Here is a 19,549-nt window from a genome sequence, read left to right on the forward strand (position 1 = left end):
CCGGGTGCAGGATCTGTACCCGTGCGCTATCGCCCGATCTCCCCCGCCGTCCTGGCCGAAGAACTGGCCGAACGCATCGACGCACTCGCCGGGCGCCGCAGGATCGCGGTCGCCGTCGACGGCGCCTCGGGGGCAACGGAAACCACGGAACTCGCGGACGCCCTCGTCGACCCCCTGCGCCTGCGCGGGCGCGCGACCCTGCGCGTGTCGGCGCGCGACTTCCTGCGTCCCGCGTCCCTGCGCTTCGAACACGGCCGCACGAACCCCGACGCCCGCTACACCGACTGGCTCGACCTCGGCGCCCTCCGCCGCGAAGTTCTGGATCCGCTGAAGGGTTCCGGCGAGGTGCTGCCGTCGCTGTGGGACGCCGAACGCGACCGCGCGACCCGCGCCGAGCGGGTGCCGGTGCCCGAAGGCGGGGTCGTGCTCGTCGACGGCGAACTGCTGCTCGGTGCCGGGCTGGCCTTCGACCTGGCCGTGCACCTGTGGCTCTCCCCCGCTGCCCTGCGCCGCCGCGTACCGGAAGCCTGGGCGGTCCCGGCGTACGAACGCTACGAGACGGAGGTCGGCCCGGGCGCGCTCGCCGACGTCGTGGTGCGGGTGGACGATCCGCGGCACCCCGCGCTCCACCTCCCGTAGGGACTCAGCGGACGGCGGCCACCGGATCGCCGTCCAGCAGGCCGGACAGCCGCTGCGCCAGGACGTCCCACCGCCAGTTCTCGCTCACCCACGCCCGCCCGGCCTCGCCCATCCGGCGCGCGCGCACCGGGTCCGAGAGAAGGCTGACGAGGGTCTCGGCGAGCTGGCCGGCGTCCCGGCCGTCGACGACGTGCCCGGTGACCTCGTCGAGCACCGCTTCGGGCGCCCCGCCGGAATTGCCCGCGACCACCGGCAGGCCGGTCGCCGAAGCCTCCAGGTAGACGATGCCGAGGCCCTCGACGTCGAGGCCCTTGCCGCGGGTGCGCGCGGGCATCGCGAAGACGTCGCCCGCCGCGTAGTGCGCCGGCAGTTCGGCCCACGGCACCGACCCGGTGAGCACGACGTCGCGCTCCAGGCCCAGCTCGGTGACCAGCGCGGTGAGCTTCGCGCGGTAGGGGCCGCCGCCGACGATCAGCAGTGCCGCGTCCGGAACGCGCTCGCGGATCACGGGCAGCGCGCGGATCAGCTGGTCCTGGCCCTTGCGCGGAACCAGCCGGGACACGCAGACGACGGTCGGCCGGTCGCCGAGGCCGTGCCGGGCGCGGATCTCCGCGCGCGCGGCCGGATCCGGCCGGAACACCTCGGTGTCGACCCCGGACGGCAGCAGCTCCAGCCCGGCCATCGCGCCGAACGCCGCAGCGAAGCGGCCGCGGGTGTACCGGCTGACGTAGGTGACGACGTCGACGGTGTCCCCGATGCGCCGCAGCGCCTGCCGCGACGCCGGGAGCATGGACCAGCCGACCTCGTGACCGTGCGTCGACGCCACGACGCGGCGCGCCCCGGCCCGGCGCAGCGGCTGGGCCAGCAGCGCGAGCGGCGCGGCCGCACCGAACCAGACGGCTTCGCAGTCCCGCGCCCGCATGATCCGCTTCGCCCGGCGAAGGACGTCGGGCGTGGGCAGCATCAGCGACGTCGGGTGCCGGACGACCTCGAACGGCGCCTCGGCGTCGAACTCCTCGTGCGACCCCGTCCGCGACTCCCACGACGGTGCGTAGACGACCAGGTCGTCCGCCGGCAGCCGCGTAGCGAGGGAGTTCAGGTAGTTCTGGATCCCCCCGGGCCGGGGCGGGAAGTCGTTGGTCACGAGCAGAGTCCGGAGCACGCCCCAAAGGCTAGCCGCCACCTGTCCGTCCGGAGGTCCGGGTGGCGAAGCCCCCGGTCCGAGGCGGGCCTCGGACGACACCGACGCCGGAGGGGCGGCACCGCGTGTGCGGTACCGCCCCTCCGGGGTGCTGTGCTGCTGCGAGGTCACGCCGTCGGGCGGCGCGCTCCCGCGTACTGGCTCTGCAGCGGCGAGATCTTCACGACGTCACCGGTGTCGGGCGCGTGCACCATCTTGCCGTCGCCGATGTACATGCCGACGTGCGAAACCGGCGAGTAGAAGAACACGAGGTCGCCCGGCTGGAGCTGGTCCCGCGGCACCGCGGTGCCGAAGGTGGACTGCTCGCGGCTGGTCCGCGGAATGGTGATCCCGGCCTGCTTGTACGCCCACGACGTCAGGCCCGAGCAGTCGAAGTTGATCGGGCCCGTGGCGCCGTACACGTACGCGCTGCCGAGCTTGCTCAGCGCGGCGTTGACCGCCGCCTGGGCGGCCGCGGTCGGGGCCTTGATGCCGGTGGGCGCGACCCCGCCGCGGTCCTTCTGGACCGCCTTGTCCGACGCGCTGAGGTTCTTGTTGGCCGCGTCGATCTGGTCGATCTGGTCCTGCAGCGTCTTCTGCTTGGCCTGGATGTCCTGGGTCAGCTTGGCCGCGGCATCACGCGCGTCCTGCGCGCGCTTCGCGGCGTCGCTGGCCTTGGCGGCAGCGTCGGTCGCCTCGCGGACGGCGCCGGTGAGGTTGCCCATCGCGGCGTTCTTGCCGGTCGCGATGACCTCGAGCGCCGAGGAACGGTCGAGGAAGTCCTGCGTGGACGTGCCCGCCAGCAGCGCCGACAGCTTGTTGAGCTGGACACCGCTGGTGAACGACGCACCGGCGAACTTGTCGACCTCGGTCTGGTACTTCTTCTGGCCCTCGGACGCCTTGGTGGCCTGTTCCTTGGCCGCGTTGACGTCGCCGGTGGCCTTGTCGAGCTCGCCCTGCTTCTTCTTCAGGTCGTCCTGAGCCGACAGCAGGTCTTCGTTGAGCTTCTCGGCCTGGGCCGCGAGGTCGCGGTACTTGGCGAGGGCGTCGGAGCCGGTGGGTGGGGTCTGGAGAACGGGGACGGGGGCGGCGATGGCCGTCGGCTGGGCCAAGGTGACGAGGGTGATCACCGAAACCGCTGCGAGGGCACCTGACACCACGCGCCTGACTGGATGCGACTGCACGGTCGCGCGGGTCTCCTTTGCGTCTCGGCCGCCGACGGGACCGGGGCAAAGAGGCCGGGGAGTCCTCTTCGCCGTTGTCCCCCACTCGCGCGCGGTTCGTGCCGCTTGGGGCAACACGAGCCGCAACAGGGAATGCACGCGGTGGTGGTTCCGGTTCCCAGCTTCCCGACAAAGCTGCGTCCGGCGGCGATCTCGCGTCGCCGCCACCATCGACGGCCGTGGGCCACGAGATCTCGGACAGGTTACGAAAAGACCGCGACCACGTCCACCACCCGGCGACGAAAAACCGTGTGTGACGCCGCTGAACACCATCGGACCAGCAGGGAAGAAAACATGTGATGGGCGTTACACGCTGGGGATTCTTCAGGGCGCATTTCGACTACTGACCGTTCACCGATGGGATCGACCATTCGGCGCGCCGACACGAAACGGGCAACTCAGGCGGTGCGCCGGATCGGTTCTTCGACCAGGCGCAGCCGGGGCACCATTCCGGCTTCGGCCAGCGCGTCGACCGCGCGCCGCTCGTCGGCGTCCCACACCACGGCGGGTGGCGCGCCGAGCAGGACGTTGACCACGCAGTCGTGGCACGAGATGCCGCGCACGACGCAGCGGTCGCAATCGACCACGAGGTTCTCGATGTCCGAAACGGCGATGTGCGAGACGTCCACTTCGGACAGGTCCGGGGCGTCGGTCATGTTGTCCTCCTCACGTGGGAACTGCTGCTCCACACGGTAGGGGTCACCACCGACAGTTTTGGTTCGGTCACACTCGCGAAAGGCGGCTGACCAGCACGGACGACGGCGTCGGATGGGCACCGCGGCCCCGCACCGAGTCCGCGACCGCGCGGTCGGACGTCGCGACGACCATGGGCCGCCCCGCGGGCTCGGCCGCGACGAGGTTGCGGATCACGTCGTCGGCCAGGACCCCGCGGTCGGAGAACAGCACCCGCACCCCGCGGGGCACGGAGGCGGGGACGGAGAGCACGCCGGCGCCGTCGAACACGACGGTGACCTCCGCGGAGGTGCGCGCGGCCAGCGCGGACAGCTGGTGGATCAGCCGGTCGCGCTGGTCCGCGAGGGCGAGTTCGGGGTAGCCGGTCTTGGTCACGTTGTAGCCGTCGACGATCAGGTGCACGTTGGGCAGCGCGAGGTAGCGGTCCAGCGCGGACACGTCGGCGATCTTGCCGCCCTGACCGGTGCCGGAGCTGGCGCCGCGGACCATGTCCGCCGGGCGCGCGCCGCGGGCGCCGAGGGCGAGTTCGCGGCGGAGACCGGTGACCGCGCCGTCGATGGTGTCGATGAGCAGGGCCAGCCGCACCTCGTCGGCCTGCCGGGCCTCGCGAGCGGACTGACGGGCGACCTCGGCGTCGGAGACGGCGCGTTCGGCGCGGGCGCGTTCGCCGGCGACGCGCTGGCGTTCGCGCTGGAGCTGGGCGGTGAGAGCGGCGATCTCGTCGGTCCGGGCCGCGGAACCGCGTTCGGCCTCGGTGGCGGCCGCCACCGCCGCGTCCCTGGCCTGGCGCAGCTGGACGCCCTGTTCGCGAAGGCGCTTCAGGAGCTTCTCGACCTCGCCTTCGCGTTCGCCCCGGACGCTCTCGGCGGCTTGCTTCGCCTCGGCGAGTTCGGCGCGGACCTGGGCGAGCTCGGCCTCGAGCCGCTGCGTGCGGGCGAGCGCGGCGTCGCGTTCGGCGCGCAGGGCGTTTTCCCCGGCGTTCTTGGCGACCAGCCGGACACGCCCGGCGGCCCCGGACTCGCCGAGGAGGACGGCGGCGGCCGCGGCGGCGATGGAGTCGGTCGCGTTGGGGTCGAGGGCGTCGGTGCGGTGTTCGCGGAGCCATTCGATGACGGCGGTCCGGAACTGCGCGGAGTCGGCGAGGGCCGCGAGCAGGGCGGCGCCCCCGAGCTTGGCGCGCTTGGCCGGGGCGAACTTGGCGACGGGCCGCAGCTGGCGGGGCACGTCGGTGGCCGGCAGCTTGGCGACGGCGGCCGCGGCGAGCTCGGCGATGCGGTCGCGGACGGGTTCGGGCAGGGTCGGCCAGGTGGCGGGTTCGGGGTGTCCGGCCTGGTCGGCGGGCTCCTCGGCCTGCTCGGCGCGCGACGCCACGCCCGAGGGACCGACGGGGTCCCCTGGTGGCTCCGGCACGAGCGGCTGCGGGTGCATTGGTCCAGGGTAGGCCCCGCCCCCGCATCCCGCCCCGCGCGCCACACGGACCGCACCCGGCCGGCGAATCCGCGGGCGGCGTCCCGGACGAGCGGCGGTCGCGTGGGGCAGCCCTGGCAAAAATGTCGGGGGTGGCCCTTAGAGTCCCGCCCATGCTTCCGGTCCAGGCTCAGCTCGCCTTCGACGAGCTCGGAACCCCTTTGCGGGACACCACTTTCGTGGTCTTCGACCTCGAGACGACCGGGGCTCCGCCGGGGCCGTCGGGGATCACCGAGATCGGCGCGGTGAAGGTCCGCGCAGGCGAGGTGCTGGGTGAGTTCGCGACGCTGGTGAACCCGGGGATGGTGATCCCGCCGCAGATCGTGTCGCTGACGGGGATCACCCAGGCGATGGTCTACGACGCGCCGCCGATCGAGGAGGTGCTGCCGGCGTTCCTGGAGTTCATCGGCGGTGCGGTGCTGGTGGCGCACAATTCCGGCTTCGACACGTCCCACATGCGGGCGGCGTGCGAGGGGCACGGGTACGTGTGGCCGAAGCCGACGGTGGTGTGCACGGTCCGGCTGGCGCGGCGGGTGGTGCCGCGCGACGAGGTCGGGCGGTACAACCTGACGGCGCTCGCCTTGCTGTTCGGGGCCAGGACGCGGCCCACGCACCGGGCGCTGGACGACGCGCGGGCGACGGTGGACGTCCTGCACGGCCTGCTGGAGCGGGTCGGGAACCTGGGCGTGCACTCGCTCGAGGAGCTGATGGGGTACCTGCCGGAGGTGACCGTCGCCCAGCGGGCGAAACGGCACCTGGCAGCGGACCTGCCGTCGGCTCCGGGCGTCTACCTGTTCAAGGGCCCGAAGGACGAGGTCCTGTACGTCGGCACGGCCAAGGACCTGCGCCGCCGCGTGCGGACGTACTTCACGGGTTCGGAAGGGCGGAGCCGGATCCGGGAGATGGTCGCGCTGGCCGAGCGCGTCGACCACGTGGTGTGCGCGCACGCGCTGGAGGCGGAGGTGCGGGAGCTGCGGCTGATCGCGGCGCACCGGCCCGCCTACAACCGGCGGTCGAAGAACCGGCACCAAGGCTGGTGGATCGGGTTGACGGAGGAGGCGTTCCCGCGGTTGTCGGTGGTCCGGCTGCCGCGGCCGGGCGTGCTGGGCCCGTTCCGCAACCAGGCGGACGCGCGGACGACGGCGGACACCCTGGCCGGGGCGTCGGGGCTGCGGACGTGCACGCAGCGGATCTCGCCGCGGTCGGCGAACGGGACCCCGTGCGTGCTGGCGGAGCTGGGGCGGTGCGGAGCGCCGTGCGCGGGACGGCAGAGCGTGGAGGCGTACGGCCCGGCGGTCGAGTCGGTGTCGGGGCTGATCGCGGGCCTGGACGGCCGCCCCCTGCACACCGCGGCGGCGCACGTCGAGCGGCTGGCGGCGGCGCAGCACTACGAACAGGCGGCGCGGCACCGCGACGAGCTGGCCGGCCTGATCCGCGCACTGGGAAGGGCCCACCGCCAGTCATCGCTGGCCTCGATCGGCGAGCTGATCGCGGCGGCCCCGGACGGAGCGGGCGGCTGGGAGCTGGCGGTGATCCGCTACGGCAGGCTGGCGTCGGCGGGCGTCGCGCGGCGCGGGGTGCCGCCGATGCCGGTGGTGGAGGCGCTGGTGGCCTCGGCGGAGACGGTGCTCCCGGAGCCGGGCCCCCTCCACGGCGCGCCCCCGGAGGAGGTGGGGGTGCTGCTGCGCTGGCTGGCCCGACCGGGAGTCCGGCTGGTCCGCACCACCCGCCCCTGGGCCGAGCCGGCAGCGGTGGCGGGCTGGCAGGGCTGGCTGAATCTGGTCGCCGGAGCACACTCGCTGGAACACGTCGGCTGACGCAGGATCGGCTCGTGAGGACGGCCGCGTACGTGGGTGCGGTGTCTGGAGCGGACGGCCCGCGCACGGCCGAAGTCGGCCCGGCGGCAGCCCGCGCACGCCGAGCAGGTGACCGTCGGAGACCACGCGCCCGCCGTCCGCTGGCTGGCACGCACCGCGGCGCAGGGCTCACTAGGATCGCGGGCGAACCCCGCAGACGAATCTTGGAGGACCCAGGTGATCACCGCGATCGTGTTGATCCAGGCAGAGGCGGACGCGATCCCGGACGCGGCGCAGGCGATCGCCGACATCGAGGGTGTCGGCCAGGTCTACTCGTGCGCCGGGGACGTCGACCTCATCGCCACGGTGAAGGTGTCCACGCACGAGGAGCTGGCCGACCTGATCCCCGGCCGGATCGGCAAGGTGCCGGGCGTGCTGGACACCGTCACGCACATCGCGTTCCGGTCGTACTCCCGCGCCGACACGGAATCGGCCTTCTCGATCGGCGTGGAGGACTGAGCGAGCCCCCGGCGGGCCGTGCCGCGCCTCTCGAGGGGCGCAGAAGGCCACCCCTGGCTTCGTGACGACCAGACCGAGAAAACGACGAAGGCCACCTTCCGGAAGAGGTGGCCTTCGTCGTGGATGGAGCTAGTGGTCCGCCTGCTTGGCGGCCGCGGCCGTTTCCGCGGAGTCGAACTCGCCGTGCTGCCCGTGCTGGCCGTTCTCGGCACCGGAGTGACCGTTGCCGTGGGCGGCACGCTGCAGCGCCACCGTCTCGTCGGCCGGGTCCGGGGACCAGAACGTGCCCGGCACGGCCTGACCGGCCGAACCCAGCTTGTTCATCTTCTTCGGCACGGACGCGCCCTGGTATTCGAGCGGGATCGCGTGGCCGTGGCTGTCGACGCCGGCGAGCGGCTGGTGGATCTCGATGAACTCACCGTGCGGCAGCCGCTTGATGATGCCCGTCTCGACGCCGTGCTCCAGCACCTCGCGGTCGGCCCGCTGCAGGCCCAGGCAGAGCCGGTAGGTGAGGTAGTAGGCGATCGGCGGCACGATCAGCACGCCGATGCGGCCCGCCCACGTCGTCGCGTTCAGGGAGATGTCGAAGCTGTCGGCGATGATGTCGTTGAAGCCCGACAGCTCGATGACCATGAAGAAGCCCAGCGCCATCGCGCCCAGCGCCGTGCGGACCGGGACGTCCCGGGGCCGCTGGAGCAGGTTGTGGTGCGCGGTGTCCTTGGACAGCTTCCGCTCGAGGAACGGGTAGGCCAGCAGGAGGCCGATCAGGAGCGGCATGCCGACCGCGCCGGGGAAGAACACCGCCGGGATCGTGTAGTTCCCGAGGTAGACCTCCCAGGCCGGCCAGATCCGGAGCATGCCGTCGGCCCAGGCCATGTACCAGTCGGGCTGCGAACCCGCCGACACCTGTGCCGGGTTGTACGGGCCGAAGTTCCACACCGGGTTGATCTGGAACAGGCCCGACATCAGCGCCAGCACGCCGATGACCAGGGTGAAGAACGCCCCGCCCTTGAGCGCGAAGTACGGCATGATCCGGACGCCGACGACGTTGGTCTCCTTGCGGCGCACGCCCGGGAACTGCGTGTGCTTCTGGTACCAGACCAGCGCCAGGTGCACCCCGACCAGGGCGAGCATGATGCCCGGGAGCAGCAGGATGTGCAGCGTGTACAGCCGCGGGATGATCTGGTCGCCGGGGAACTCCCCGCCGAACAGCGCCCAGTGGATCCAGGTGCCCATGACCGGCACCGAGAGCACGATGCCCGACAGCGTCGCGCGGATACCGGTGCCGGAGAGCAGGTCGTCCGGCAGCGAGTAGCCGAAGAAGCCCTCGAAGCAGCCGAGGATCAGCAGCAGGCCGCCGATCACCCAGTTCGCCTCACGCGGACGGCGGAACGCGCCGGTGAAGAAGATCCGGAGCATGTGGACGGCCATGGACGCGACGAAGATCAGCGCGGCCCAGTGGTGCAGCTGCCGCATGAACAGGCCGCCGCGGACGTCGAACGAGATGTCCAGCGTCGTGCGGAACGCCTGGGACATCTCCAGGCCCTGCATGTTCTTGAAGCTGCCGTGGTAGACGACCTCCTGCATGGAGGGGTCGAAGAACAGCGTCAGGTACACACCGGTGAGCAGCAGGATGATGAAGCTGTAGAGCGCGATCTCGCCCAGCAGGAACGACCAGTGGGTCGGGAACACCTTGTTCAGCTGGTGCCGCAGGCCCTTGGCCAGCTGGTATCGCTGGTCGGCGTTGTTCGCGGCCTCGCCCAGCGCCTTCTCGACCGGGCTCGACCCCTTGGTCGGCGTGGTGAGTGAACTCATGACTTACGCTCCCAAAAGGCCGGACCGATGGCCTCGTTGAAATCGCCTCGCGCGATCAAGTATCCCTCTTCGTCCACCGTGATCGGTAGCTGGGCCAGCGGCCGGGTCGCCGGGCCGAAGATCGGCTTGGCGTAGTGGAGCGCGTCGAACTGCGACTGGTGGCACGGGCACAGGATCCGGTTGGTCCGCTGCTCGTACAGGGAGGTCGGGCAACCGACGTGGCTGCAGATCTTCGTGTACGCGTAGTAGTCGCCGAAGTTGTAGTCCTCCTGGCCGGCCCGCTTGACCACCTTGGCGGCGTCGGTCGAGCGGAGGCGGATCAGCATGACCGGGTTGTCGACGCGGGTCAGCGCGGCGGCCAGCGCCTCCGGGGTCTTTTCCGAGTCCCGGTGGTACGGGAACACCGTCTCCATCGCGCCGGCGTCGAGGTCCTCGGCCTTGACCAGGCTGACTTCGTCGGGACCCTCGATCGGCTTGCCGGTGTCGCGACGCAGGTAGACCTTCTCACCGGGGTAGGCCGGCTGCCAGCCGGTGTGCCACAGCGAGTCGCGGCTCTCGCTGTCCTTCCACGGGTTCTTGATGAAGGACGCGATGGGCAGCGCCGCGGCCGCGAGGCCGAGCGCACCCGCCCCGGCGATCGCCGAGCGCTTGATCAGCGACCGGCGGGCGATGGTGCTCCGCTGCCCGGCGTCGGCCAGGTGCGCGAGGATCGTCGCGCGGTCGACCTCGGCCGACCCGGCACCGTCCGCGTCGGTCCGCTGCTGCACCGCCACCTCGGCGGGCACGAACTTCTTCGTGTACAGGATCACGCCGATGCCGAGGCCGAGGATGGCCAGGCCGAGCGTGATGCCGAGCATCGGGGTGTAGAGGCTGTACCAGAAGTGGCCGCTCTCGTTGTCCGGTGCCTCGTACTGCCATGGCCACCAGATGAGCGAGACGACGAACCCGATCCCGGCCAGCGCGGACAGGCCGAACCAGAACGCGACCAGGCGTTCGGCCCGCTTCTCCGCCCGGGTGCCCTCCACGGGCCACGGGGTCGGGTACTCGACGATCTCGACGCCGTCGAGCGCGCCGCCCAGCTTCACCAGCTGGTCACGGTCCATCTCAGCCAGCTCCGCCTCCGACGGCGGCTTCGGCCCCTCGGCACTCATGCCTTCGATCCAATCCACAACGTCACGCCGATCAGCGCGGCGATCCCGACGATGAAGGCGATGACGCCCTCCGAAGCGGGGCCGACCCCGCCGAGGCCGTTACCACCCGGGTCATTGTTGCCGTCCGACACCGACTTCACGTAGGCGACGATGTCCTTCTTCTCCTCCGGCGACAGCTGCCGGTCGGAGAACTTCGGCATGTTCTGCGGGCCGGTGAGCATGGCCGTGTAGATCTGCTCTTCGCTGGCCGGGTCCAGGTTCGGCGCGTACTTGCCGGCGGACAGCGCGCCGCCGCGGCCGGTGAAGTTGTGGCACGACGCGCAGTTGAGGCGGAACAGCTCGCCACCGCGGGCCGGGTCGTCGCCGCGCAGGGCCTCGCCCTTTTCGGCGGGACGCTGGACGCCGCCGCCGTGCGCCTGGATGTAGGCGCCGACCGCGTCGATCTCGGCCTCGGTCAGCTTCGGCGGCTTGCGCTCGATCTGCGCCTCCTGGCGCGCCGCCGGCATCCGGCCCGAAGAGGTCTGGAAGTACACCGCGGCGTCGCCGATGCCGATCAGGCTCGGCCCGCGGTCCTGCACGCCTTCGAGGTTCGCGCCGTGGCAGGCGATGCAGGTGTTGTTGTAGACCTGCTCGCCGAGGCGCAGCTGCGCCGGCGTGCCCTGGGCCTGCGCGGTCTGCGGCTCCGGCGCGAACACGGCGTACAGGGCGCCGGCGCCCACCAGCGCGATACCGAGCGCGAGCAGGCCGGCGAACCGCCTCCGCAGCTTCGACCGCGCGCGGTAGCGGCGCTCCGACTTTTTGGTGCTGGTGGTCATCTTGCGGCAACCCTTGCTGTCAGTTCAGGCCGATGGTGAAGGTGGTGGCGGCTGGGTGTGCGTCCCTCACGGCAGGAGGTAGATCACACCGAACAGGCCGACCCACACGATGTCGACGAAGTGCCAGTAGTAGGACACGACGATCGCCGACGTGGCCTGGGCGGGCGTGAACTTGCTCAGTTTCGTGCGGATGAGCAGGTACACGAAGGCGATGAGCCCGCCGATGACGTGCAGGCCGTGGAAACCGGTCGCGAGGTAGAACACCGTGCCGAACGGGCCGGACGGGATCGTCATGCCCTCTTCGACCAGGTTGTGGTACTCGTTGGCCTGGCCGCCGACGAAGATCGCGCCCATGATCAACGTGATGATGTACCAGCGGCGCAGCCCGTAGACGTCGCCGCGCTCGGCGGCGAACACGCCGAACTGGCAGGTCAGCGAGGACAGCACGAGAATGATCGTGAACGGGATCGCGTACCCGACGTTGAGCTCGAACTTCTCGTCGTGCAGCGGCGGCGGCCACTGGCCGGTCGCGTTCTGCGCCTTGACGGTGAAGAACATCGCGAACAGTCCGGCGAAGAACATCAGCTCGCTGGAAAGCCACACGATGGTGCCGACACTGACCATGTTCGGCCGGTTCAGCGAGTGGACCCGCTGACTGATGGTGGGAGCTGCCGTTGTCACGCGTCGCATTATGTCCTCTCGCACCACCGCTCCGCCGGGTGGGTCCACGGCGGGTCGTCTGCGTAACCGATCACACCGGATGCCCGGGAAGGTGAGAGCTACTCATGGGTTTACTCGACCGGCTTCTTGACCTGGTCAAGAAGCGGGAAACGCCCGGTCTGAGCGCCGACGCGCCCGGTCTGAAGATCGTCGCGGAGGCCTTCGACCCGGTCGTCGCGGACTCCGCCGTCCTCGCCGGTTCACCCGCATGGGTCAGCGCGGCACCGGCCGTGCTGCGGCACCACCTGCTGCTCCCGCCGGACCGGGTCGCCGAGGCCGCGTCGATCCTCGCGCAGGACGGCTACGAGCTGCGGGAACAGTCCCCTCCGGCGGAGCCGGCGCGCGTGCTCGCGGTCCGGGTGCAGGTGCTCGACGCCCTGCACTGCGCCCAGGAACGGTCCCGGATGGCGGGTCTGGCGCAGCGGCTCGGCGGCGACGCGCTCGGCTGGGACGCGCTCCAGCCGGAGGCGCCCGCGTGATGTCGGTCTCGGCCGATACGATCGGCGTGCGAGTCGGGCGATGACAAGACGGAGGCGTGCTCAATGGGCGAGCGGTCGATGCGGGTCCTGGTGTTCAGCCACAAGGCGGAGGTGCGCGAGGCGATCGTGAACGCGGTCGGCCGGCGGCCCGCCGCCGACCTGGCGCGCGTGGACTACGTCGAAGCGGACGGCATCGCCGACGTTCTGTCCGAGGTGGACGCGGGGAACGTCGACCTGGCGATCCTCGACGGCGAGGCGCAGCCGACCGGCGGCATCGGCCTCTGCCGCCAGCTCAAGAACGAGATCGCCGAGTGCCCCCCGATCGTCGTCGCGGTGCGGCGCCGGGACGACCGGTGGCTGGCCACCTGGTCGCAGGCGGACGCCGTGCTGGTGCACCCGCTGGACCCGCTGACCGCCGCGGAGACCGTCGCCGACGTACTGCGGGCGCGACGGGTCCCCGTCGTGAACGGCTGAGCCCGGTGACCACCCCGGTCCCCCGCGGCTGGCCGGCCCTGCTCAAGCAGCTGATCGCGGGCGTCGACCTCGCCGCGGACGACACGGCGTGGGCGATGGACCAGATCATGAGCGGCGCCGCGAGCCCGGCCCGGATCGCCGGGTTCGCGGTGGCCCTGCGCGCCAAGGGCGAGACGCCCGAGGAGATCGACGGCATGGCGGCCACCATGCTGGCGCACGCCCGGCGGGTCGAGCTCGACCGCCCGGCGGTCGACATCGTCGGCACCGGCGGCGACGGCTCCAACTCGGTGAACATCTCGACGATGGCGACGATCGTCACGGCGGCGGCCGGCGCGCCGGTGGCCAAGCACGGCAACCGCAGCGCGTCCTCGAAGTCCGGCGCGGCGGACGTGCTGGAGACCCTCGGGGTGCGGATCAGCCTGCCGCCGGAGGACGTCCAGCGCAGCCTCGCCGAGGTCGGCGTCGGATTCTTCCTGGCGTCGGCGTTCCACCCGGCGCTGCGGCACGCGGGCCCGGTGCGCAGCGAGCTCGGCATCCCGACGACGTTCAACCTGCTCGGCCCGCTGACCAACCCGGCCCAGCCGGGCGCCGCGCTGATCGGCTGCGCGTACCACGACAAGACCCGGGTGCTGGCGGAGACGTTCGCCCGCCGCGGCACACGCGCCCTGGTGGTCCGCGGCGACGACGGCCTCGACGAGATCACCACGACCACGACGTCGACGGTGTGGGTGGTGTCCGAGGGCACGGTCACCGAGCGCACCCTCGACCCGGCGGAGCTGGGCGTCCCCCGCGCGACGGCGGAGGACCTGCGCGGCGGCGACGCGGCGGCCAACGCGGAGGTGGTCCGCGAACTGGTGCGCGGCAAGCCGGGCCCGGTCCGCGACGCCGTGCTCATCAACGCGGCAGCGGCGCTGGCAACCTTCACGGGCTTCTCGGAATCCCTGGAGGACGACCTCCGAGCGGGTCTGGTGCGGGCGGCCGAGGCGATCGATTCGGGAGCCGCAGCCACCCTGCTGGACCGCTGGATCGCCTTCAGCTGACCAAACTCACGTGTCCCACCCCGCAACTCACGTGATCGGGCCCGTATCTCACGTGATTGGGCCCGTATCTCACGTAATTGGGCCCGTATCTCACGTAATTGGGCCCGGAACTCGCGTGATTGGGCCCGTATCTCGCGAGTTACGGCCCCAATCACGTGGGTTACGGCCCCAATCACGTGGGTTACGTTGCTGAGCACGACTGGCGGGCTGGTTGCCGGTGGGGTGGCGGCGCCGGGGCCAGTGCGGCCGCCAGGACCGCCAGCATGCCGAGGGCCTCCGGCCAGCTGGGGCGGTGGCCGTAGAACGCGATGTCCACCAGGACCGCCACCACCGGGTAGACGTACGACAGCAGCGCCACCGTCGTGGTCGGCAGCTTGCCGATGCTCGCGTACATCAGCACGTACATCAGTGCCGTGTGGACCGTCCCCAGCAGCACCAGCCAGAGCAGCCCCGACGTCGTCGACGGCAGCGGGGTCACCAGCAGCAGCGGCGCCAGAACGAGCGCGCCCACCGTGGTCTGCACGGCCGCGAGCAGGTGCGGGTGGATGTGCTTCAGCTGCTTCGCGACGAAGGACGCGTGCCGACGTGCGCGCCCCGGACCGCGCCGCCGCCCGAGCCGGTGCTGGAGGTGCTGCGCGACGCGGCCGGGCGCGGGGCGGCCACCGGCACCACCCCGCACCGCCGGCTGACCGAACGGCGGCTGGACCGGGCCCAGGCCCTGCTGGAAGAGGGCGGCCTGTCGGTCGAGGACATCGCGACGGCGTGCGGGTACGCGTCGGCGCCGCGCTGCGGCACCAGTTCAGCCGGCTGCGGGGGACGAGCCCGTCGTCCTACCGGACGGCCTTCCGGGGCTGAAACGAAAACCGGCCACCACGCGAGTGCGGGGTGGCCGGTTCCGAAGATCCGCAGGTCAGTCGTGCGAGGGGCCCGTGTGGTACTCGAACACCAGGCCGCCGATCGTGATGAGCAGCGCGACCAGCGCGATGACGAGCAGCCAGATGTGGAAGAACGCCAGCGCCACGGCGGCCAGCGCGGCGGTGGCCGCCATGCCGATCGGCCAGTAGCTGCCCGGGCTGAAGAAGCCCAGCTCGCCCGCACCGTCGCTGATTTCCGCGTCCTCGCGGTCCTCCGGACGCAGTTCGATGCGCCGGGCGACGAACTGCATGTAGCTCCCGGCGAGGAACGCCAGGCCACCGGTGAGGAACAGAGCGACGATGCCCACGGGCTCGGCACCGTGGGTTGCGGCCAGCGCCGTCCACAACCAGTACACGGCGGCCATGAACACAGCGAAACCCGCCACGATGAAGAAAATTCGCGCTTCGGCCTTCATGGGTCTTACCTACTCCTGTTGTCGCGCTTCCGGGGGTCCGGCACGGGGCGAAGCCCCGGTTGTCACCGCGTCGTCAGTTGGACGCGGTCCGCGCCGTGCGGTCGGTGTTGAACGGCTGGGTGGTCACCGCGTGCGGGGTGCACAGCTCGCCGCAGTTCATCTTCGCCAGCGCTTCGGCCGCGGTGAACGTCTGGCCCGTCGCCGGGTTCACCTGCTTGCGCAGCGAGATGTACTGGTCGAACTTGTCCGCCGACAGCGCGCGGACCTCGAAGTTCATCACCGAGTGGTAGGTGCCGCACAGTTCCGCGCACCGGCCGACGAAGGAGCCTTCGCGGTCGATCTTGTTCTGGAAGGAACTGTCCTGGTTGTTCTTCTCCGGGTTCGGGAAGACGTCCCGTTTGAAGTGGAACTCCGGCACCCAGAAGGAGTGGATGACGTCGGTGGAGACCAGGTCGTACTGGATCGTCTTGCCGACCGGGAGCACCAGCAGCGGGATCTCGCCGGACGAGCCGACCGTGCTGACCTGGCCGCTGCCGTCGGGCTTCGCCGCGTTGGCGTCCTCGTACTTGAACTCCCAGTTCCACTGGAACGCCACGACCTGGACCTTGACGTCCGGGTTGGGGATCTTGTCGAGGACCTTCGACTCCGTCGTCGCGGTGAAGAAGAACAGCACCACGACCATGATCGTCGGGACGACGACCGTGAACAGCTCCAGCGGGATGTTGTACTGGAACTGCCGGGGCAGCTCCTCCGGCTCGCCGTCGGCGGTCTTCTTCTTGCGGTGGAACGTCGCGGTCCAGAAGATCAGGCCCCACACGATGACGCCCACGACCAGCGCGGCCACCACGGACCAGGTCCACAGGGTGCGCATCTGCACGGCCTGCTGCGTGACGCCGACCGGCCAGCCGAACCGCAGGATCTCGTCGCCGGAGCAGCCCGTCGCGGTCAGCGCGACCAGCACGGCCAGCGCGGCAACGCGCACGGTCCGCTTCCCCAGGGTGCGCTCGGGTTGTCCCACTGCGCCTCGCCCTTTCACCCAGAGCCTCCTACGACCGATCTTCGTGACAGGGCGGAGCCTAGCCGAGTTCGCGGGCTCCGCTGACCAAGGGGTAACCATCGACGCGCGTGGTACTCACCACGGCGCCCCCGGCATACTGGGCACCTTCCCGGCCCGACGAAGACCCTGAAGGTGTGTGAGTACCCGTGTGCGGCCTGCTTGGACTGATCTGCGCGACCGAGACCGGCGCGGCGAACGCGCGTGACGCCGTCGGCGCGGCCATGCGCTGCCAGCGCCACCGCGGCCCGGACGAGCAGGACACCTGGGCCGACGCCGAGGTCGTCTACGGCTTCAACCGGCTCGCCTTCATCGACGTCGAGCACGCGCACCAGCCGCTGGTGTGGGGTCCGCCGGAGGCGCCGGGCCGGTACACGATGAACTTCAACGGCGAGATCTACAACTACCTGGAGCTGCGGGCGGAGCTCGCCGAGAAGCACGGTGCGAAGTTCGAGACCGAGGGTGACGGCGAGGCCATCGTCGCCGGCTTCCACTACCTCGGCGCGGACTGGGTGAAGCGCCTGCGCGGGATGTTCGCCTTCATGATCTGGGACTCGCAGGAGAAGCGGGTCTTCGGCGCGCGCGACCCGTTCGGGATCAAGCCGCTGTTCTACTCGGCAGGCCCCGGCGGCGTGGCGTTCTCCAGCGAGAAGAAGAGCCTGCTGGAGCTGTCGGACGTCCTCGGGGTCGCGCAGGAGCTGGACCGGACGGCCCTGCAGCACTACCTGGTGCTGCAGTACGTGCCCGAGCCCGAGTCGCTGCACACGGCGATCCGGCGCGTGGAGTCCGGCACGTCGTTCGAGGTGGTGCCCGGCGGTGAGGTGAAGTTCACGCGCTACTTCCACCCGCAGTTCACCGCGAAACCGGTGAACACGCAGGCCGAGGCCGAAGAGCTGCACCAGCGCATCGCCGACGTGATGCGCGACTCGGTCGGCAAGCACATGATCTCCGACCCGGACGTCACCGTGGGTGCGTTCCTGTCCGGCGGCATCGACTCCACGGCCACCGCCACGCTGGCCAAGGAGCACAACCCGAACCTGATCGCGTTCACCACCGGGTTCGAGCGCGAGGGCTATTCCGAGGTCGACGTCGCCGCCGAGTCGGCCGCGGCGATCGGCGTGAAGCACGTGGTCCGCACGGTGTCGGCGGACGAGATGATGGAAGCGCTGCCGCTCATCGTCTGGTACCTCGACGACCCGGTGGCCGACCCGGCGCTGGTCCCGCTGTGGTTCATCGCCCGCGAGGCCCGCAAGCACGTCAAGGCGGTGCTGTCCGGCGAAGGCGCGGACGAGCTGTTCGGCGGCTACACGATCTACAACGAGCCGATTTCGCTGGCGCCGTTCGAAAAGATCCCCGGCGGCATGCGGAAGCTGATCGGCAAGGTCTCCACGAAGATCCCCGAAGGCACCCGCGGCAAGGACCTGCTGCGCCGCGGCGCGCTGCCGCTGGAGGACCGCTACTACGGCAACGCCCGCAACTTCCGCGACGACCAGCTGCGCAACGTCCTGCGCACCTACCAGGAGGGCGTGGGCTTCAAGGACGTCACGGCGCCCTGGTACGACGTCTCACGCGGCTGGGACCCGGTGGCCCGCATGCAGCACGTCGACCTCTACACGTGGCTGCGCGGCGACATCCTGGTCAAGGCGGACAAGGTGACGATGGCGAACTCGCTGGAGCTGCGGGTGCCGTTCCTCGACGCCGAAGTGTTCAAGGTCGCCGCGTCGATCCCGCTCGACCAGAAGCTCGCGCACGGGACGACGAAGTACGCGCTCCGCCAGGCGCTCGCGAAGATCATCCCGGCGCACGTGCTGAACCGGCGCAAGCTCGGCTTCCCGGTGCCGATCCGGCTGTGGCTGCGCAACGAGATGTACGACTGGGCGAAGGGCATCATCAGCGACTCGAAGACCGAGGAGCTGCTGGACAAGAAGGCGATCCTGGCCCTGCTGGAGGAGCACAAGGCCGGTCAGCTCGACCGCAGCCGCCAGCTGTGGGCGCTGATCGTGTTCATGCTGTGGCACGGCATCTTCGTCGAGCACCGGATCAAGCCCGAGATCCCGGAGCCGGTGTACCCGGTCAAGCTCTGAGGCTCTGCACGGCGAAGGCCCCGCACCGGATCGTATCGGTGCGGGGCCTTCGGCACACCAGCGGTCAGGCCGGGGGCAGGACCGCCGAGATCTCCTCCGCCGCGTCCGGGCCGAAGGCGTCGCCGATGCGGGCCAGCGCTTCGGCGCGGTCGAACGTCCACTCCTGGGTGCCGACCGTCTCCAGCACCAGCACCGCGATCAGCGAGCCGAGCTGGGCGGCGCGCTCGACGTTCAGGCCGCCGTCGAGACCCGCCAGGAAGCCTGCGCGGAAGCCGTCGCCGACGCCGGTCGGGTCGGCCTTGGTGCGCTCGGGGACCGCGCCGATCTGCAGGGCGATGCCGTCCTTGCCGACGATCTCGACGCCCTTCTCCCCCAGCGTCGTGATCCGCAGGCCGACCTGGTCGAGGACGTCGGCCTCGGTCCAGCCGGTCTTCTGGAGCAGCAGCTCCCACTCGTAGTCGTTGCTGAAGAGGTACTTCGCGCCGGCGACGAACGCGCGCGCCTGCTCGCCGGTCATCCGGGCCAGCTGCTGCGACGGGTCGACGGCGAAGGCGTAGCCGCGCTGGCGGCACTCCTCGGCGTGGCGGATCATGCCTTCGGGGTCGTCCGGGCTGATCAGCACGAGGCTCGGCACGCCGACGCGCTCGGCGATCGGCAGCAGCTCGATGGTGCGGGACTCGGCCATCGCACCGGCGTAGAACGTCGCGATCTGGCAGAGGTCTTCGTCGGTGGTGCAGACGAACCGCGCGGTGTGCGCGACCTCGGAGACGTGCACGCCCGAGGTGTCCACCCCGTGCCGCTCCAGCCAGGAGCGGTAGTCGGCGAAGTCGGCGCCGACGGCACCCACGAGGACCGGCTGCACGCCGAGCACGCCGAGGCCGAAAGCGATGTTCGCGCCGATGCCGCCGCGCCGGACCACGAGGTCGTCGGCGAGGAAGCTCAGCGAGACGCGGTGCAGCTGCTCGGCGACCAGCTGCTCGGCGAACCTGCCCGGGAAATGCATGAGGTGGTCGGTCGCGATACTGCCGGACACCGCGATCCTGGCCTTGTCTGCCACCGGCTGCTCCTTC

The 19,549-nt window shown here is 71.0% G+C and carries 18 protein-coding genes and 2 pseudogenes; 8 read left to right on the top strand and 12 right to left on the bottom strand.

Features of this window, described 5'->3' with window-relative positions:
* Positions 1 to 21: 21 nt before the first annotated feature.
* Positions 22 to 639: a uridine kinase gene (locus AB0F15_RS25820; RefSeq protein WP_360275162.1), complete on the top strand. Its 618-nt coding sequence runs from the start codon at positions 22 to 24 to the stop codon at positions 637 to 639.
* A gap of 4 nt (positions 640 to 643) precedes the next feature.
* Here the strand turns inward: AB0F15_RS25820 and AB0F15_RS25825 are convergent, their stop codons facing one another.
* From AB0F15_RS25825 to AB0F15_RS25840, 4 genes are all read right to left on the bottom strand, one after another.
* Positions 644 to 1,801: a glycosyltransferase family 4 protein gene (locus tag AB0F15_RS25825; protein ID WP_360275165.1), complete on the bottom strand. Its 1,158-nt coding sequence runs from the start codon at positions 1,799 to 1,801 to the stop codon at positions 644 to 646.
* Between the two features lie 146 nt (positions 1,802 to 1,947).
* Positions 1,948 to 3,003 (bottom strand): NlpC/P60 family protein, encoded by a 1,056-nt coding sequence (locus AB0F15_RS25830; protein ID WP_360275167.1) that lies wholly within the window; start codon positions 3,001 to 3,003, stop codon positions 1,948 to 1,950.
* Between the two features lie 437 nt (positions 3,004 to 3,440).
* Positions 3,441 to 3,698 carry a hypothetical protein gene (locus AB0F15_RS25835; RefSeq protein ID WP_360275170.1) on the bottom strand — a complete coding sequence of 86 codons (258 nt, stop codon included), beginning with the start codon at positions 3,696 to 3,698 and terminating at the stop codon, positions 3,441 to 3,443.
* 67 nt (positions 3,699 to 3,765) lie between these two features.
* Positions 3,766 to 5,163: an NYN domain-containing protein gene (locus tag AB0F15_RS25840; protein ID WP_360275174.1), complete on the bottom strand. Its 1,398-nt coding sequence runs from the start codon at positions 5,161 to 5,163 to the stop codon at positions 3,766 to 3,768.
* 152 nt (positions 5,164 to 5,315) lie between these two features.
* Here AB0F15_RS25840 and AB0F15_RS25845 point away from each other — a divergent pair, with 152 nt between their 5' ends.
* On the top strand, positions 5,316 to 7,019 hold the full coding sequence (locus tag AB0F15_RS25845; RefSeq protein ID WP_360275177.1) for a DEDD exonuclease domain-containing protein: 1,704 nt from the start codon (positions 5,316 to 5,318) through the stop codon (positions 7,017 to 7,019).
* A 216-nt stretch (positions 7,020 to 7,235) separates the two neighbouring features.
* On the top strand, positions 7,236 to 7,517 hold the full coding sequence (locus tag AB0F15_RS25850; RefSeq protein ID WP_360275180.1) for an Lrp/AsnC ligand binding domain-containing protein: 282 nt from the start codon (positions 7,236 to 7,238) through the stop codon (positions 7,515 to 7,517).
* A gap of 129 nt (positions 7,518 to 7,646) precedes the next feature.
* On the opposite strand, the gene AB0F15_RS25855 is transcribed toward AB0F15_RS25850, so the two are convergent.
* The 4 genes from AB0F15_RS25855 to AB0F15_RS25870 form a co-directional block, all read right to left on the bottom strand.
* A complete protein-coding gene (locus AB0F15_RS25855) occupies positions 7,647 to 9,332 on the bottom strand; it encodes a cytochrome bc complex cytochrome b subunit (RefSeq protein WP_360275183.1) in 1,686 nt (561 codons plus the stop codon).
* Positions 9,329 to 10,483: a ubiquinol-cytochrome c reductase iron-sulfur subunit gene (locus tag AB0F15_RS25860; protein WP_360275186.1), complete on the bottom strand. Its 1,155-nt coding sequence runs from the start codon at positions 10,481 to 10,483 to the stop codon at positions 9,329 to 9,331. Before AB0F15_RS25860 ends, AB0F15_RS25855 begins: the two co-directional genes overlap by 4 nt.
* The gene (locus AB0F15_RS25865; protein WP_360275189.1) at positions 10,480 to 11,298 is read right to left on the bottom strand and encodes a c-type cytochrome; all 819 of its coding nucleotides are present in this window, start codon (positions 11,296 to 11,298) and stop codon (positions 10,480 to 10,482) included. The genes AB0F15_RS25860 and AB0F15_RS25865 overlap by 4 nt, the downstream gene beginning before the upstream one ends.
* A 66-nt stretch (positions 11,299 to 11,364) precedes the next feature.
* On the bottom strand, positions 11,365 to 11,988 hold the full coding sequence (locus AB0F15_RS25870) for a heme-copper oxidase subunit III (protein ID WP_360275291.1): 624 nt from the start codon (positions 11,986 to 11,988) through the stop codon (positions 11,365 to 11,367).
* A gap of 95 nt (positions 11,989 to 12,083) precedes the next feature.
* On the opposite strand from AB0F15_RS25870, the gene AB0F15_RS25875 reads away from it, so the two are divergent.
* From AB0F15_RS25875 to trpD, 3 genes are all read left to right on the top strand, one after another.
* Positions 12,084 to 12,497 carry a hypothetical protein gene (locus AB0F15_RS25875; RefSeq protein WP_360275191.1) on the top strand — a complete coding sequence of 138 codons (414 nt, stop codon included), beginning with the start codon at positions 12,084 to 12,086 and terminating at the stop codon, positions 12,495 to 12,497.
* A 63-nt stretch (positions 12,498 to 12,560) separates the two neighbouring features.
* A complete protein-coding gene (locus AB0F15_RS25880) occupies positions 12,561 to 12,971 on the top strand; it encodes a hypothetical protein (protein WP_360275194.1) in 411 nt (136 codons plus the stop codon).
* Positions 12,972 to 12,976: 5 nt separating this feature from the next.
* On the top strand, positions 12,977 to 14,011 hold the full coding sequence (trpD, locus tag AB0F15_RS25885; RefSeq protein WP_360275196.1) for an anthranilate phosphoribosyltransferase: 1,035 nt from the start codon (positions 12,977 to 12,979) through the stop codon (positions 14,009 to 14,011).
* 181 nt (positions 14,012 to 14,192) lie between these two features.
* Here trpD and AB0F15_RS25890 read toward each other — a convergent pair.
* Positions 14,193 to 14,588 (bottom strand): annotated as a pseudogene (locus AB0F15_RS25890) (DMT family transporter); the annotation flags it as partial.
* A 78-nt stretch (positions 14,589 to 14,666) separates the two neighbouring features.
* On the opposite strand from AB0F15_RS25890, the pseudogene AB0F15_RS25895 reads away from it, so the two are divergent.
* Positions 14,667 to 14,866 (top strand): annotated as a pseudogene (locus AB0F15_RS25895) (helix-turn-helix domain-containing protein); the annotation flags it as partial.
* Between the two features lie 55 nt (positions 14,867 to 14,921).
* On the opposite strand, the gene AB0F15_RS25900 reads toward AB0F15_RS25895, so the two are convergent.
* Positions 14,922 to 15,341, bottom strand: coding sequence for a cytochrome c oxidase subunit 4 (locus AB0F15_RS25900; RefSeq protein ID WP_360275198.1), 420 nt, complete (start codon positions 15,339 to 15,341; stop codon positions 14,922 to 14,924).
* A 73-nt stretch (positions 15,342 to 15,414) separates the two neighbouring features.
* On the bottom strand, positions 15,415 to 16,359 hold the full coding sequence (coxB, locus tag AB0F15_RS25905; protein ID WP_360275201.1) for a cytochrome c oxidase subunit II: 945 nt from the start codon (positions 16,357 to 16,359) through the stop codon (positions 15,415 to 15,417).
* A 185-nt stretch (positions 16,360 to 16,544) separates the two neighbouring features.
* Between coxB and asnB the strand changes: the two genes are divergently transcribed.
* Positions 16,545 to 18,479, top strand: coding sequence for an asparagine synthase (glutamine-hydrolyzing) (gene asnB / locus AB0F15_RS25910; protein ID WP_360275203.1), 1,935 nt, complete (start codon positions 16,545 to 16,547; stop codon positions 18,477 to 18,479).
* A 64-nt stretch (positions 18,480 to 18,543) separates the two neighbouring features.
* On the opposite strand, the gene AB0F15_RS25915 is transcribed toward asnB, so the two are convergent.
* Positions 18,544 to 19,536 carry a carbohydrate kinase family protein gene (locus AB0F15_RS25915; protein ID WP_360275206.1) on the bottom strand — a complete coding sequence of 331 codons (993 nt, stop codon included), beginning with the start codon at positions 19,534 to 19,536 and terminating at the stop codon, positions 18,544 to 18,546.
* Positions 19,537 to 19,549: the final 13 nt, after the last annotated feature.

It is taken from the genome of Amycolatopsis sp. NPDC026612 (assembly GCF_040638285.1).
Taxonomy (GTDB): Bacteria; Actinomycetota; Actinomycetes; order Mycobacteriales; family Pseudonocardiaceae; genus Amycolatopsis.

Bases quoted from the DNA above. Each gene is read 5' to 3' on its own strand.
- AB0F15_RS25835 (WP_360275170.1), bottom strand. From the start codon at position 3,698: ATGACCGACGCCCCGGACCTGTCCGAAGTGGACGTCTCGCACATCGCC.
- AB0F15_RS25900 (WP_360275198.1), bottom strand. From the start codon at position 15,341: ATGAAGGCCGAAGCGCGAATTTTCTTCATCGTGGCGGGTTTCGCTGTG.
- AB0F15_RS25870 (WP_360275291.1), bottom strand. From the start codon at position 11,988: ATGCGACGCGTGACAACGGCAGCTCCCACCATCAGTCAGCGGGTCCAC.
- AB0F15_RS25875 (WP_360275191.1), top strand. From the start codon at position 12,084: ATGGGTTTACTCGACCGGCTTCTTGACCTGGTCAAGAAGCGGGAAACG.
- AB0F15_RS25860 (WP_360275186.1), bottom strand. From the start codon at position 10,483: ATGAGTGCCGAGGGGCCGAAGCCGCCGTCGGAGGCGGAGCTGGCTGAG.
- AB0F15_RS25880 (WP_360275194.1), top strand. From the start codon at position 12,561: ATGGGCGAGCGGTCGATGCGGGTCCTGGTGTTCAGCCACAAGGCGGAG.
- AB0F15_RS25845 (WP_360275177.1), top strand. From the start codon at position 5,316: ATGCTTCCGGTCCAGGCTCAGCTCGCCTTCGACGAGCTCGGAACCCCT.
- AB0F15_RS25855 (WP_360275183.1), bottom strand. From the start codon at position 9,332: ATGAGTTCACTCACCACGCCGACCAAGGGGTCGAGCCCGGTCGAGAAG.
- AB0F15_RS25840 (WP_360275174.1), bottom strand. From the start codon at position 5,163: ATGCACCCGCAGCCGCTCGTGCCGGAGCCACCAGGGGACCCCGTCGGT.
- AB0F15_RS25865 (WP_360275189.1), bottom strand. From the start codon at position 11,298: ATGACCACCAGCACCAAAAAGTCGGAGCGCCGCTACCGCGCGCGGTCG.